Raw genomic sequence first — 12,664 nt, 5'->3', positions numbered from 1 at the left:
TTCTGGAAATTGTTTCACGATCCGACCCGCTTGCTCTGTCGCACGGGCATCAATCCTGGAGTTCGCCATCAAACAGAGCTTCGTATGTGCAGCTGTCGCGTGAGGGCTCCTGACAGCACCGACTGGAACAGAGATATGCATGGCAAAACCATACCCCTCCCCTGCCGGGCAATGCATGATGAAGTTGAGGCGGTGCACTCGACATAAAAGGGGTCATATCAAAGACATCCTCGATACACCTCAGAGGGTGTGCTTCAGCGCGCTCACCGCCATTTTTTTGCCGGGATACGAACGTAGCCGTTCAGCGACGAAAGGCCTAGATCTGCAGACCAGTCGATTTCTCAAACCCTTCAACATGGGCGCGTACTGACCGACATGTCGTGCTACGTGTCACTCCAACACTCGAATTTCTCGATACAACACCCCGCTTGTCACGTGACAACTCACCAGGCAGCCAGCCCGGAAATTGGGTTTTGCGAAGAGCCAACAGTGCCGAATCCTGTCTTTAGCGATCTATCTGCTCACACTCAGTGGAGCCTGATCGCAACTGCACTCAAGAAACACTCAGTCCGATGTCACCCCCACTCGATGTCGATTGTCACGTGACAACTCACCTTACTGCGGGGCAATCGCGCCAGGCGGTTGGATATCGGGTATTGAAATGATCTCGTCATAGCCGGAAACGCAAGCTACTCATGTATTCCCCTGTGTCATACAGCGCCGAGAAGTATCAACTCCCTGCACCTTGTCATGTGACAACTGGCTTTCCCGACGACATACGCGTGATCAACTTATCGGAATCATCGCGAGTGCTACCGGTAGCACGGCGAGATCAATCGACCAGCCTCTATGCGCTAACTCCGGCATCGCCGTAAAAATTCGTCGAATTTTCTCTCGCCCTTTGTGCGATTTTTATCCTGATCGTCAATTTAATTTTTACTCGATCGCCAATCATGACTGGCTCGTTAGCCATTCGGCTACTTGTCACGTGACAATCACATCGATCACCAAGACATACATTGTGTTGAAGGGTTTTCTGGACATTTTGATAATAAGTGCATATATTACGAAAAACTCCGTGGAGAAATTTAATGGCTTTCAAGATCGCCGTCAGTAATCAAAAAGGTGGGACTGGGAAGACAACCATCTCCGTCAATATCGCGGCTGCGTTCGAAGCTGGCGGCAACAAGGTCGCCCTGATCGATGCCGACCCTCAAGGCACATCCGTCCGGTGGGTGACGAGCGGCGAGAACACGCTGCCGATGACGGTTCTTTCGCTGGCCCCTGCCGGCCGCGGCATCGGCGGCGAGATCAAGAAACAGGACGCGAACTTCGACGTGATCGTCGTCGACTGTCCCGGCAACCTCGAAGATCCGCGAATTGCATCGGTACTCGAAGTCGCCGATTTCTGCCTCGTGCCACTGTCGCCGTCGCCGGCCGATCTCTACAGCACCGTCGCGATGATCCGCATGATCGAGTCGATGCGGTCCGTCCGAAATCCGAATCTTTCTTCCGCATTAATGCTGAATAGTGTTAATGGAAAAACTAAAATGCGTGAAGAAATTTTAAAAATTCTAAGGGCTGAAGAAATAGGGGAGCATCTGCTCGACAGCCAGATCGCTCAACGCGAGGTCTACCGTCAGACGTTTGCCCTCGGCACCACGATCCATCATCACAATCGATACCTGAAGGGGCTGAAAGAAGCCCGTGCGGAAATCGAAAAACTGGTCACGGAAATGGCCCAATACATCGCGTCGACGCGCGCTACCGGAGCCGCCCATGGCTAAGGACACATCGAAAGACAAGAAGCCGACCGGCAACCTGCATCTCGCGGCCGGCCTGCTTCGCGGGCTCGCACAGGAAAATGCGGCACTCGAAACGCGACTGCCCGAACCGGCGGCCGCACCGAATGTCGTCGGCGAAACGACGCCCGCCAGCGCTCCGGCCGCGGCCACCCCCGCCGGCACGCCGGATCTTGGCGCGCCGCAGAAGGTGCTGGTCAAGGATTGCATTCCGAACCCGTACAACCCGCGCGTGTTCTACTCGGAGTCGAGCCTGCACGAGCTCGCCCTGACGCTGAAACGGGAAGGGCAGATCGAGCCGATCAAGGTTACGCGGCTCCCGGAGTTTCCCGGCAAGCTCGTCGTAATCGACGGGCAACGCCGGCTCCGCGCGACGAGCATCAACGGCGACGAAACCATCAACGCCACGTTCCGCACGGATCACACGCCCGAGCAGCTCTATACGATCGCGTATCGCGCGAACCACGACCACGAACGCCAGACGATCTTCGACGATGCGGTCGCGTGGAAGCGTCTCCTCGACGAGAAGGTCTTTTCCGACCAGAACACGCTGGCGGAAAAGATCGGCAAGGACAAGGCATCGATCAGCAAGACGCTGTCGCTCAACGCGCTCCCGAACACACTCCTTGAAAGGATGGCGAGCGCGAACGACGTGGTCGGCCTTCAGGCGGCGTACTTCCTGAAGCTGATCTTCGAACGCCTCGGCGAGCCAACGGCCGACCGGCTGCTGACGGCCGTGATCGACCGGAAAAAATCGGTTCGGGATCTCGAGAATTTCCTGCGTGCGCAGAGCGACGGCAGCAAGAAGGCGGGACGCACGCGTTACAGCGTCCGGCACGACTTCGCGCTCGAATCGCGAGCGATCGGCCAGTTGAAGACCTATCCGGACGGTCGTCTGGATCTGCAGCTCAAGGGCGTCGACGCATCGCACCAGGAGGCGCTCGCCGACAAGCTCAAGACCGTCATCGACGCGTACGTTGCCGAGCTGGCAACGGCCACGCAAAAGTAACGCGCGAAAAACAGAAGGCCTCGCATCCGCGTGTGCACCGCGTAGCCGGACGACGACGTCCGGCGCGCGACGCAAACCCGGCTGCGAGGCCTCGTTCAGTTGCCTGCGAGACTGCTTTTCAGCAGGAATTCCAGCAAGTCGTCCGAGGTCGGTTCGCCCCACGTATCCAGCGCGAGCCATCGGAAGAAGCTGGTCTGCGCAAGCTTGCTCGCCTTCTTCTTCGGCGACAGCGTCAGGTCCTTCGAGCCTGCCACCGTTTCGTTGTAACGCTCGAGCAGCTTGGTCTGGTCGTCGATCTCCAGTTCGCGGAAATACGCGCCGGCTTCCTCGACCTTCGCCGCCAGATATTTGTCGCGAATCTGTTCCTGCTTGCTCTGCGCGGATTCCTTCGCCGGCGCGGCCGCCTCCGTTCCCTGCCCGTCGGCCAGCGTGTAGCCGTGCGTCAGCGCCTTGCGGAAATACGCGGCCACGTTGTCGACCGGCGCCGCATTCTTCTTCGTAGTCCGATTGAGCGTATAGGCAATCGCTGCCTTGATGCGCTGCACGCCGTATTGTGTGATCAGCCTGCGCGCTTCCGAACGCGGAATGCCGAACTTGGCGACCTCGTCAACCAGCGCTTCGTTCTTGACGTCGCCGTCCTCCACCGTATCGGCGCTCTGCTTGCGCGTCACCTTGAACTGGACGGCTTCCACGCTCCGGCCGGACTTGTGTTCGATCAACTCGAGCGTGTGATCCGAAACTTCGTTCACCTCCTGAATGCACGGCACCAGGACCTTGCTCTTGAACAGCTTGTATTCCTTGTACGACTGCGACGCCTTGTCCTGGCCGAGAATGAGGTCACGAAATTTCGGCAGCGGGATCTTCGCGGTGATGCCGATTCCTTCGTAGCGCACCGTGTTTTCCCACAACGCAAGCGAATGCGACCGCCTGAACTCGCGGGCAATCCGCATATCGATCAGTGCGTAGATCTCGGGGTTGAGCAGCTCGCTGCGAATCTGGTCGGAGAAGCTGTACTTCAGCACCGATTGCTCGAGCTCCGCACCGGCGAGCAGGCCCGACGCTTTCCAGACCGTCGATCGATCCGCGGCCAGGTAGTCCCAGTTGACGACGGTACTGATCAGCGAGTTGACCGTGTCCTTCACGTATTTCGTGTTGTTGCTGTTCAACCCGCTCTCGTGCGAAAGCGACGCGATCGAGATCGAGAAGCTCGTCCGGCCTGGCTCGAACGCCTCCTGCCGAAGCGCATTCTTGATCAGCGAGCTGAACATCTTGCGCTGCTGCAGACCGATCTTTCCGGACTTGGGCGCGATATGAATCGCCTGGACCGCCTTGCGCAGCAAGTCGGGAGGCTCGGGTGTCTGAAACAGCGAAACCTGTTTGTCTGAGCCTTTGCTTGCGGGCTTGCGCGGCATCGTGATGTCCGGATAAGGTGACCTTGTTGAGAGCGGACTTTATACCTTTTCGCGTCGAGGGGCAACGCCCTCGCTCCTGCTTTACTTGCACTATCGTGGCTAACCTTCAGATACGAAAGGAAAATTTACAATCTGGCGATCTGTGCGGAACCCCATATCCATCTACCTTTCGACCAAAATGCTTCCCACAAGACGCTACCTTTCATACCCGGACACGGAAACCCGGCACGAGATTTGCCCTTGGCAAGGTAACCATCCATGGGAAACAAATGAGCAGAATCGAGATCGTTGGGCGAATTCGTGGTGCCCTGCAGCACAGTCGCGTTTTCTTCCCATAACTTGCTACCTTCATCGATTCCCACAGGAGGGTACCTATCGACCGGCGTCAGCTGCGTAGGCTGCGCGAATTTTGGCCTTGAGGGCAAACATGGCTCCCATAAACGGCAACCCGTTGCTTTCCCCATAAAAGGTTACCTGTCTGTGCCATCGATCCTGTCCATGGGAGCCAGACGCCGGGAACCTTGGAGAAATACAATCGGGTACCCGAAAATGCTACCCATAACCGGGTACCTTCAAGGCGCCCCATAACCGGCTACCAGAGAAAAATCGCTGTGCACCCCTGCAATCACGGATCGAAAAAAGCGCCCCATAAAAGGCTACCCACCGGCATTCCCATAGAAGACTACCCAACGGGTTCAGAGGCCAATTTCCCATAACCGGGTACGCTTGCCCCATATCCACAACCCTGATTTCCCACAACCCGGTACCCCAAACCCCAAATCCACAGACCTGAAACCCCAAACCCTTACACCTGTGCTCCCATAAATGGGTACCGAACACCCATCAAACCCTTGCTGGAGAAGGCTGTGAGCCGTCTAAAAGTAGTTAAAGAAGTAAACGTTGTTTACAAAAGATGTAAACACACGTGCGCTTCCACAGAAAGACGAACCCCATAAACCGCTACCATTGGGAGCCGTTTATGGTGCTACAGGCAGCCCAAAGCCTCGATTCAAGCTTGCGAGACGATGATCTGGCTCCTCGTTCAGCAGAGGTTCCAGGCCCGATAAGGCTTCCAGAAGAGGTAAGTACATACTCACATCGACCGAAACGTAGAAACTTATGGGAGAAAAGCGGGAAGAAAGTCGTCCTTTCCCGGTACAGGTTCCCGTTTATGGGATCAAAAACCCGGCTCTGCGACCTCCCGAGCCCCTGTCATTGACCGGCAAAGCAGACCGGCGGACTGAAACACAGATCTCTTCGGTTTCGTTCACAGCAGTTTGAAATCATCCGCGACTGCAAGCGAAGAGTTTTTTTGCACTCAGGCTTCCCCTTCGGCCGACAAGTTTTTTTCGATCGCCTGCCGGCGCCTCTCGTCAAATTTAGCCTGCGGGCTGTGCACAGAGGAAATCGACGCGACCCGCATCTCCGTCCAGGGGTTTCCAACTTTCTACCTTTGGATCCACCAACCGAAGATCAATGCTGTGCCCCCGGGTCGCGATGAGAGGTCCGCGAACGGCTTCCCTGAGATCAATAGGGTGGTCAGCGCCGCCTGCACGCGTCGCCGGCTCCTGGGTCGATCTGGCGCGCGTCGCGAGCCAACGTGAAGATGCGGGCGATCACGAAGCTCACCGCAATCGAATTCGAGCGATGTTCCCGAACACTCTCACCTTCCGACACGTCCGAATCCCGTAAAAGCTCACCGACCAGACGAGGCAGCAGGTATCGGCATGCTGTGCAGGCAACAACACCCGTCTGGATACCGAGCGGCCAAAGCCGCGGAATGAAAAAACTGTGGTTCGTGCACGTCGCGCGATGCGTTCCTGAGCAGGATCGGACGAATCACAAGCGCTGCTGCGACCTCATCCCTGCCTGTCGCGCTCGCTCGACGCGCGTGGCGATATCCGTGCGATGCAGCCGGCGCAGTCGTGAAGTGATTCCGGCCGATGTGCTCACCACATGCAACCCGTCCACACCTTTCGTCATACGGACACCACGACGACATTTTTTGCCCGCCGAGGTAACCCTCGGCATCACAGTCCAGCGATTGGTTGCCGGATCGAACGCCACGCGAATGGCGATGTAATCGTGCGGGTCTTGATCGCCGCAACAGAGAATCGTGGTCGTTTATGGGAGGAGTCGTCGCTTGAACCGCGTCGAGAGGCAACATGACACACAGTTCGACTGCTGTTGCTGTGATCGTGACGGGTCAAATGACGATCACGTCGAGGGTAAGCGTGCGGGCTACCCCACCGGTGAAACAGTGATTGGTATCTCGCATCCCATCGCACCGCACGTACATAACCCATCCGCGTCAGCGAAGCGCGAGTACGTCGCCGGTATCCCTGTCTACGCAAGTGCGCGATCCGCATGCCCGCCACCGTGCGATACACAGTGCCTGTCCTGTCTGAGCCAGTCGAACGGCATCCACGTGTTCTCCCATACGTGTATCCCCAACGCCATTGCACGTTGACGCCATATTTTTCGCGACGCGGTTATGATGCACAGGTCCCGAACGCGGCATGACAACCGATCGGGACAGGGGCGGTATCTCGATGGTCTTTCAATCCGTGATAAACCAGAAAAGAGAGTTCAGCGATGCGAATCCAGATTAGAAAACTCACGTTGGCTGCTACCACAGCCGCGTTCCTGTTCGGCTCGGCAGTTCCCGCGTTTGCGCAGACCGACGCCAGCGCGCCCGCTGCACAGGACGCCAAGGCAGCGAAGAGCCAGGCACGCAAGGCGGCCAGGGCCCAGCGCAAGGCAGAGCACAAGGCTGCGCGTGCGAAGAACACCGCCGAGCTGAAGAAACTCGAAGACGCCGGTTACAAGCCGGCGGCCAATGATCCGAACTATCCGCAGAACCTGCAGAACGCAGAGAAAAAAGCCGGCGCCGGCGCAAGCCAGTAAGCGTCGTCTGGTGGCAAGCCACGGTTCGATCCGCGGCTTGCCGCGTGCGTCGCAGTTTCACGACGCACCTCGAAAGCAGTATTCCCGGTATCGACGAAGGCAATACGCAATCAATGCGCCTGCATTATTTGATTCGTATTCCTGCATATCTTGGCGCATACCACCCGCACACCGACGCGGTCAGTTCCGCCCACTCGCCGCAGCCGCATTTCCCGTCACCCTCAACCAGTCCTTGAACGCCCGCACGGCGTCGTCATTCGCGCGTGCCGAGGCCACGTACGTGAAGTAACGCCACGGCGGCAGCGCCGGTTCGCCGAACGGCTGCACGAGCCGACCTTCGGCGATATCGTCCGCGACGAGCGCAATCGGCCCCATCGCGACGCCGAGCCCGTCGAGCGCGCCCTGGAGCGTCAGGTAGAAATGCTCGAGCGTGAGCGAGTGGCGCGGCACGAGATTCGGATGTCCGGCTGCCGCCAGCCATTCGGGCCACATGCCGGGATAGGTGGCCGCGTGCAGCAGCGTGAAGCCGGCGAGATCGGCGGGCGTATGCAACGGCCGCCCTTCCAGCAGCTTCGGCGCACACACCGGCAGCCGGACTTCGGACAGGAATTCCTCGGCAACGTAACCGTCGATGGCCTGGGGGCCGCCGCGAACGATCAGGTCGACCTTGTCGCGCAGCTTGTCGATCGGCTCGTTCGACGTCGACAGCCGCACCTCGATGGCCGGATGGGCGACCTGGAACGACGACAGCTTCGGCACCAGCCAGCGCAACGAAAACGTCGCGGGTGCGCTGACGCGCAGCACGCGCTGCTGCGCATGGCCGAAATGCTGCGCGGTGGCGAGCGCGATCCGGTCGAACGACGCACCGACCTCGGCGAGATACGCGCGGCCCGCGTCGGTCAGCTCGACCCGCCGGTTATGGCGCTCGAACAGCGGCCGTCCGAGCCACGCCTCCAGTTGCTGCACGTGCCGGCTGATCGCGCCGTGGGTTACGCACAGTTCGTCGGCGGCCAGCGTGAAGCTGCCGAGGCGCGCGGCGGCTTCGAACGCACGCAGCGAATTCAACGGAGGGAGTCGTCGGGCCATTGCATCGTTTCGCGTGATATTTACTCACACGATAGTTCAGGTTTAATCGTTTGATCGGGTGCTCAAGCTCCGCCAATATTGCACACAAACGGCCGGCTCGGCCGAATGATTGTCTGAATTTCTCACATGGAGTGCGGAGCATGCCGAACGTGGTGGTCGTGGGCGCCCAATGGGGCGACGAAGGTAAGGGGCGCGTCGTGGACTGGCTGGCGGCACAGGCGGATCTCGTCGCACGCTACAACGGCGGCCACAACGCGGGTCATACGCTGGTCGTCGGCGGCAAGACTTACAAGCTCGCGCTGCTGCCGAGCGGTGTCGTGCGCGGCAAGCGCGGCGTGATCGGCAACGGCGTGGCGCTCGATCCGGAAGCACTGCTCGCGGAAATCGGGCGGATGGCCGAACTCGGGCTGTCGGTGACGCCTGACAACCTGTCGATCGCCGAGAACGCGACGCTGGTGCTGCCGATCCACCGCGCGATCGACCAGGCTCAGGAGCGTCTGCGTCGCGAGCCCATCGGCACCACGCTGCGCGGGATCGGGCCGGCCTACGAGGACAAGGTCGGGCGTCGCGGGCTGCGCGTCGGCGATCTAGCGGAACCGGGCCAGCTCGCCGCCAAACTGGATGGGCTCGTCGACCATCACAACGCGTGGTTCCGCGGCCTGGGGCTGGACGAGTATTCCCGCGACGCGATGCTGGCCACGCTGGTCGATCTCGCGCCGCAGATCCTGCCGTTCGTTCGCCCCGTCTGGGCCGATCTCAACGATGCGACCGACCGCGGCGAGCGCATCCTGTTCGAGGGGTCCCAAGCCGTGATGCTGGACATCGACTGGGGCACGTACCCGTTCGTCACGTCGTCCGGCACCGTTGCATCGGCGGCGGCGGCCGGTACAGGGCTCGGCGCGTCGAAGCTCGGCCACGTGCTGGGTGTCACCAAGGCGTATGCGACCCGGGTCGGCGGCGGCCCGTTCCTTACCGAGCTGTCCGACGCGACCGGCGAAACGCTGCGCGCACGCGGGCAGGAGTTCGGCGTGAATACCGGCCGGCCGCGCCGCTGCGGCTGGCTCGATGCCGCGCAGTTGCGCCAGGCGGTCAGGATCTCGGGCATCGATTCGCTGGCGCTCACCAAGCTCGACGTGCTCGACGGTTTCGAGTCGATCGCGCTGTGCGTCGGCTACGAACTCGATGGCGCGCGGGTCGATCATCTGCCGGCAAGCCTCGCTGCGCAGTCGCGTGCGAAACCCGTGTACGAGCGGTTCGACGGCTGGCGCGGCACCGTGAAGGGGATACGCGAACGTGCGGCGCTGCCGCGCGCCGCGCAGGATTTCATTGCGCGCATCGAAGCGGTCGCGGGCGCACCGGTATCGATGATCACGACCGGCGCGGAGCGCGACGACACGATCGTGTTGCGCAATCCGTTCGACGCGGCCGCCATGGCCTGATGCGTCATACATGACGTGAATCGCGGGGCGGCACCGTGGCCGCCGGGTAGTTTTTGCCGATCCGATGCCGTTCGCGTAGCGGTGCGTCCGGTCGTCATGCGTCCGGACCGTACGCCGCGCGCATGGCGGCTCGGCGACACGATTCGGCGTCCGGATCACGCTGCGTACGGCGAACTGGACACGTCTGCACTGCTGCTGTACTGTTCCGCACAATTCGCGCCAGACCGGCCTGCGCCGGAGCCGCCGGCACCACGGCCGCACGGTGGCGCGACGTGATCTCAATCCCGGGGACAGGTCGATGGACACGTTACAGATGATGCGCATTTTCGTCCGGGTTGCGGAGGAGGGCAGCTTCACGAGCGCGGCCCAGCGCCTGGACATCACGACGGCCTACGCCTCGCGGTCGGTCGCGCAGCTCGAAACGCATCTGCGCACGCGCCTGCTCAACCGCAGCACGCGCCGCATTGCACTGACCGACGCCGGGCAGCGTTATCTCGACCGCTGCCAGCGCGTCCTCGGCTATATCGAAGAAGCGGAAGCCGAGGCGGCCGATGCACAGGCAAAACCGTCCGGACGACTGCATGTTCATGCGACGACGAGCTTCGGCCAGGCCTACGTGGTGCCCGCGGTCGTGCGTTACCGGCAGCGTTATCCGTCGGTCGCGGTCGAGCTCACGCTGTCGCAGCACGTGCCCGACATCATCGACGAAGGCTACGACGTGTCGCTGCAGTTGAGCGCGACGGAGTTGCCCGATTCGGGCCTCGTGTCGCAGCGGCTCGGCGAGGTGCACAGCGTGTTGTGCGCGTCGCCCGCGTATCTGAAGGAGCGCGGTACGCCGCGCACGGTGCGCGAGCTCGACGGCCATGCGTGCCTGCAGATCGTCACGCCGGTATTTCCGCGCGATCGCTGGCATCTCGACGGCCCCGACGGCCCCGAGACGTTCGACCTGCCGCCGCCGGATTTCCAGGTGAACATCGCCGATGCGCTCGGCGCCGCATTGCGCGCCGGCCTCGGCATCGGTTCGCTGCCGATGTCGTCGGCACTGCCCGCGCTGGCGAGCGGCGCGCTGGTGCGCGTGCTGCCCGACTACCGGTTGCAGAAGCTGACCGTCTACACGCTGTACGCCTCGCGCCAGTATCTCGATGCGAAAATCCGCACTTTCGTCGATTTCCTGCGTGAATGCGTGCCCGAAATGCTGGCCACCGACGAGGCTGCGCTGAACGCTTCCTGCAAGCCCTGATGTCGCCCGCGCCGGCGTTCGAGTACGAGGCTGCGGATCCATCGAACTAATAATATGCAGTCCTGTATTTGACGCGGATGTCGGTTTCATCTTCACGACGAACCCGGGCAATGATGCGCGGGTAACCGGCGTGCCCTTATGAAAGCGCTTGCTTTCGATATCGGACATCGTTGGTTCGATGCGTCGCGCCAACCCCCTAGAATCGGTTCGACCGGCTTCATCGCATGCGTGCGCAAAGCGGCATCCTCTTCATCGAACCCGATACGATATGGCAGACCAACATTCCCCAACCCGCCGCCGGCTCCTGCATGCCGGCCTGGCGATCGCGGCAGGCGCCGCCGCGCATCCGGGCTTCGCGCTGGCGAGCACGGCCGGCGCGCGTACATTGCGCATCGGCTATCAGAAAGGGCCGCTCAGCCTGCTGAAGGCGCGCGGCACGCTGCAGGGCAAGCTCGCGGCACTCGGCGTGACCGTTACGTGGACCGAGTTTCCGTCGGGGCCGCCGCAGCTCGAGGCGCTGAACGCGGGGGCGATCGACTTCGGCGATGTCGGCGAGGCGCCACCGATCTTCGCGCTCGCGGCCGGCGCGCCGCTCGTCTATTACGCGCAGACGCCGGCCGGCCCCGCGGCTGAGGCACTGGTGGTTGCGAAAGATTCGCCGGTGAAGACCTTTGCGGACCTGCGCGGCAAGCGCATCGCGCTGGTGAAGGGATCGAACACGCACTTCCTGCTGGTCCGGCTGCTGCAGGCCGCCAAGCTCAACTATGCCGACGTCACGCCGGTCTGGCTGTCGCCGTCCGATGCGCGGGCCGCGTTCGAGAACCGCTCGGTCGATGCGTGGATCATCTGGGATCCGTTCCTCGCGGTGGTCCAGCAGGCGTTCGGCGCGCGCATCGTCGCGGACGGCACCGGGCTCGTCGAGAATCGCGGCTATTACTTTGCGTCGCGCACGTACGCGCAGCACAATGCCGACGTGCTTGACGCGGCCGTGTCGGAATTGACGGCGGTTCAGCGGTGGCTCGATGCGAACCGCGCACAGGGCGCGGCCGAGTTCTCGAAGCTTTGGGGGATTCCGGAGCCGGCGGTGGCGCTCGCATTTCGCCGCGCACGCTTCGGTGTCGAGCCCGTCACGCGCGATACGCTCGCGTATCAACAGCGCATTGCGGACGTGTTCTACCAGACCGGCGTCCTGCCGAAACGCGTCGACGTCAGCCAGGCCGCGCCACCCGCGCTCGCGTGACGGCGCAGCCGGCGAGGCACCCGTTCAACGGCGCAACGGCAGCGCGACATCGTCCGGAATCGGGCACACGTACGGCTGTCCGTCGCGCCGCTCGGGCCATTCCGCCTTCGCCTGCGCGAGCGTGTCCGGCACGCCGGGCAGAGCGATTGCGGTCGCGGCCATCGTCTTCGCGGGAAGCAGGATCCCCCTGTGCGCGAGCGGCGTCTTGCCTCGACTCACTGCCACGCGTGCGGCGGCGTGCCGAACACGTATCAGTTCGTAGGCATTGCGCGGTCGGCGTGCCCCGGCTTACGTTGGGTTCATCGCAGGAAACCGTGGAGCCTTGGAGAGCGATTGCGTAACCTGATGCCTGACTTTATGGAGGTCAGGAGGCAGAATTGCTCGATCGCAAGGCACTTCAGACACTGGGTTGCTGGACAGGCTATCGGCTGGAGCGGGTGGAGTGGCCGGCGGGTGAAAGGCGCACGCTGTCGCTGTACTTGAAGCCGGTCAGCAAGGTCATGTACTGCGAGCAATGCGGAGCGCGTTG

The 12,664-nt window shown here is 61.6% G+C and carries 9 protein-coding genes and 1 pseudogene; 7 read left to right on the top strand and 3 right to left on the bottom strand.

Annotation, left to right across the window (positions count from 1 at the left end; translation table 11 throughout):
- The first annotated feature begins 1,091 nt into the window (after nucleotides 1–1,091).
- Complete coding sequence (locus tag HAV18_RS39170; RefSeq protein WP_011350423.1) at nucleotides 1,092–1,787, top strand: ParA family protein; 696 nt, start codon at nucleotides 1,092–1,094, stop codon at nucleotides 1,785–1,787.
- Nucleotides 1,780–2,811, top strand: coding sequence for a ParB/RepB/Spo0J family partition protein (locus HAV18_RS39165; RefSeq protein ID WP_166966270.1), 1,032 nt, complete (start codon nucleotides 1,780–1,782; stop codon nucleotides 2,809–2,811). Before HAV18_RS39170 ends, HAV18_RS39165 begins: the two co-directional genes overlap by 8 nt.
- Before the next feature lie 95 nt (nucleotides 2,812–2,906).
- Here the strand turns inward: HAV18_RS39165 and HAV18_RS39160 are convergent, their stop codons facing one another.
- Complete coding sequence (locus HAV18_RS39160; protein WP_166966267.1) at nucleotides 2,907–4,223, bottom strand: replication initiation protein; 1,317 nt, start codon at nucleotides 4,221–4,223, stop codon at nucleotides 2,907–2,909.
- 2,595 nt (nucleotides 4,224–6,818) lie between these two features.
- On the opposite strand from HAV18_RS39160, the gene HAV18_RS39155 reads away from it, so the two are divergent.
- On the top strand, nucleotides 6,819–7,130 hold the full coding sequence (locus HAV18_RS39155) for a DUF4148 domain-containing protein (protein ID WP_166966265.1): 312 nt from the start codon (nucleotides 6,819–6,821) through the stop codon (nucleotides 7,128–7,130).
- Between the two features lie 180 nt (nucleotides 7,131–7,310).
- Here HAV18_RS39155 and gcvA read toward each other — a convergent pair whose 3' ends face one another.
- Nucleotides 7,311–8,216 carry a transcriptional regulator GcvA gene (gcvA, locus tag HAV18_RS39150; RefSeq protein ID WP_166966263.1) on the bottom strand — a complete coding sequence of 302 codons (906 nt, stop codon included), beginning with the start codon at nucleotides 8,214–8,216 and terminating at the stop codon, nucleotides 7,311–7,313.
- 140 nt (nucleotides 8,217–8,356) lie between these two features.
- Here gcvA and HAV18_RS39145 point away from each other — a divergent pair, with 140 nt between their 5' ends.
- From HAV18_RS39145 to HAV18_RS39135, 3 genes are all read left to right on the top strand, one after another.
- Nucleotides 8,357–9,655: an adenylosuccinate synthase gene (locus tag HAV18_RS39145; RefSeq protein ID WP_166966261.1), complete on the top strand. Its 1,299-nt coding sequence runs from the start codon at nucleotides 8,357–8,359 to the stop codon at nucleotides 9,653–9,655.
- Nucleotides 9,656–9,953: 298 nt separating this feature from the next.
- A complete protein-coding gene (locus HAV18_RS39140) occupies nucleotides 9,954–10,895 on the top strand; it encodes a LysR family transcriptional regulator (protein WP_166966259.1) in 942 nt (313 codons plus the stop codon).
- A 268-nt stretch (nucleotides 10,896–11,163) separates the two neighbouring features.
- A complete protein-coding gene (locus HAV18_RS39135; protein WP_166966257.1) occupies nucleotides 11,164–12,135 on the top strand; it encodes an aliphatic sulfonate ABC transporter substrate-binding protein in 972 nt (323 codons plus the stop codon).
- A 24-nt stretch (nucleotides 12,136–12,159) separates the two neighbouring features.
- On the opposite strand, the gene HAV18_RS39130 is transcribed toward HAV18_RS39135, so the two are convergent.
- Nucleotides 12,160–12,354, bottom strand: a complete 195-nt coding sequence (locus tag HAV18_RS39130; protein WP_166966255.1) for an amidohydrolase — start codon at nucleotides 12,352–12,354, stop codon at nucleotides 12,160–12,162.
- 158 nt (nucleotides 12,355–12,512) lie between these two features.
- Here HAV18_RS39130 and HAV18_RS39125 point away from each other — a divergent pair.
- A pseudogene (locus tag HAV18_RS39125) lies at nucleotides 12,513–12,664 on the top strand (ISL3 family transposase); the annotation flags it as partial.

It is taken from the genome of Burkholderia sp. D-99 (assembly GCF_011605345.1).
Lineage (GTDB): Bacteria > Pseudomonadota > Gammaproteobacteria > Burkholderiales > Burkholderiaceae > Burkholderia.
Note: the sequence above shows the minus strand (reverse complement) of the source record. Positions and strands in the feature narration are given on the sequence as shown.

What these genes read in the sequence shown, in the direction of transcription:
- HAV18_RS39170 (WP_011350423.1), top strand. Translation starts at nt 1,092, where the DNA reads ATGGCTTTCAAGATCGCCGTCAGTAATCAAAAAGGTGGGACTGGGAAG.
- HAV18_RS39135 (WP_166966257.1), top strand. Translation starts at nt 11,164, where the DNA reads ATGGCAGACCAACATTCCCCAACCCGCCGCCGGCTCCTGCATGCCGGC.
- HAV18_RS39155 (WP_166966265.1), top strand. Translation starts at nt 6,819, where the DNA reads ATGCGAATCCAGATTAGAAAACTCACGTTGGCTGCTACCACAGCCGCG.
- HAV18_RS39165 (WP_166966270.1), top strand. Translation starts at nt 1,780, where the DNA reads ATGGCTAAGGACACATCGAAAGACAAGAAGCCGACCGGCAACCTGCAT.
- gcvA (WP_166966263.1), bottom strand. Translation starts at nt 8,216, where the DNA reads ATGGCCCGACGACTCCCTCCGTTGAATTCGCTGCGTGCGTTCGAAGCC.
- HAV18_RS39145 (WP_166966261.1), top strand. Translation starts at nt 8,357, where the DNA reads ATGCCGAACGTGGTGGTCGTGGGCGCCCAATGGGGCGACGAAGGTAAG.
- HAV18_RS39140 (WP_166966259.1), top strand. Translation starts at nt 9,954, where the DNA reads ATGGACACGTTACAGATGATGCGCATTTTCGTCCGGGTTGCGGAGGAG.
- HAV18_RS39160 (WP_166966267.1), bottom strand. Translation starts at nt 4,223, where the DNA reads ATGCCGCGCAAGCCCGCAAGCAAAGGCTCAGACAAACAGGTTTCGCTG.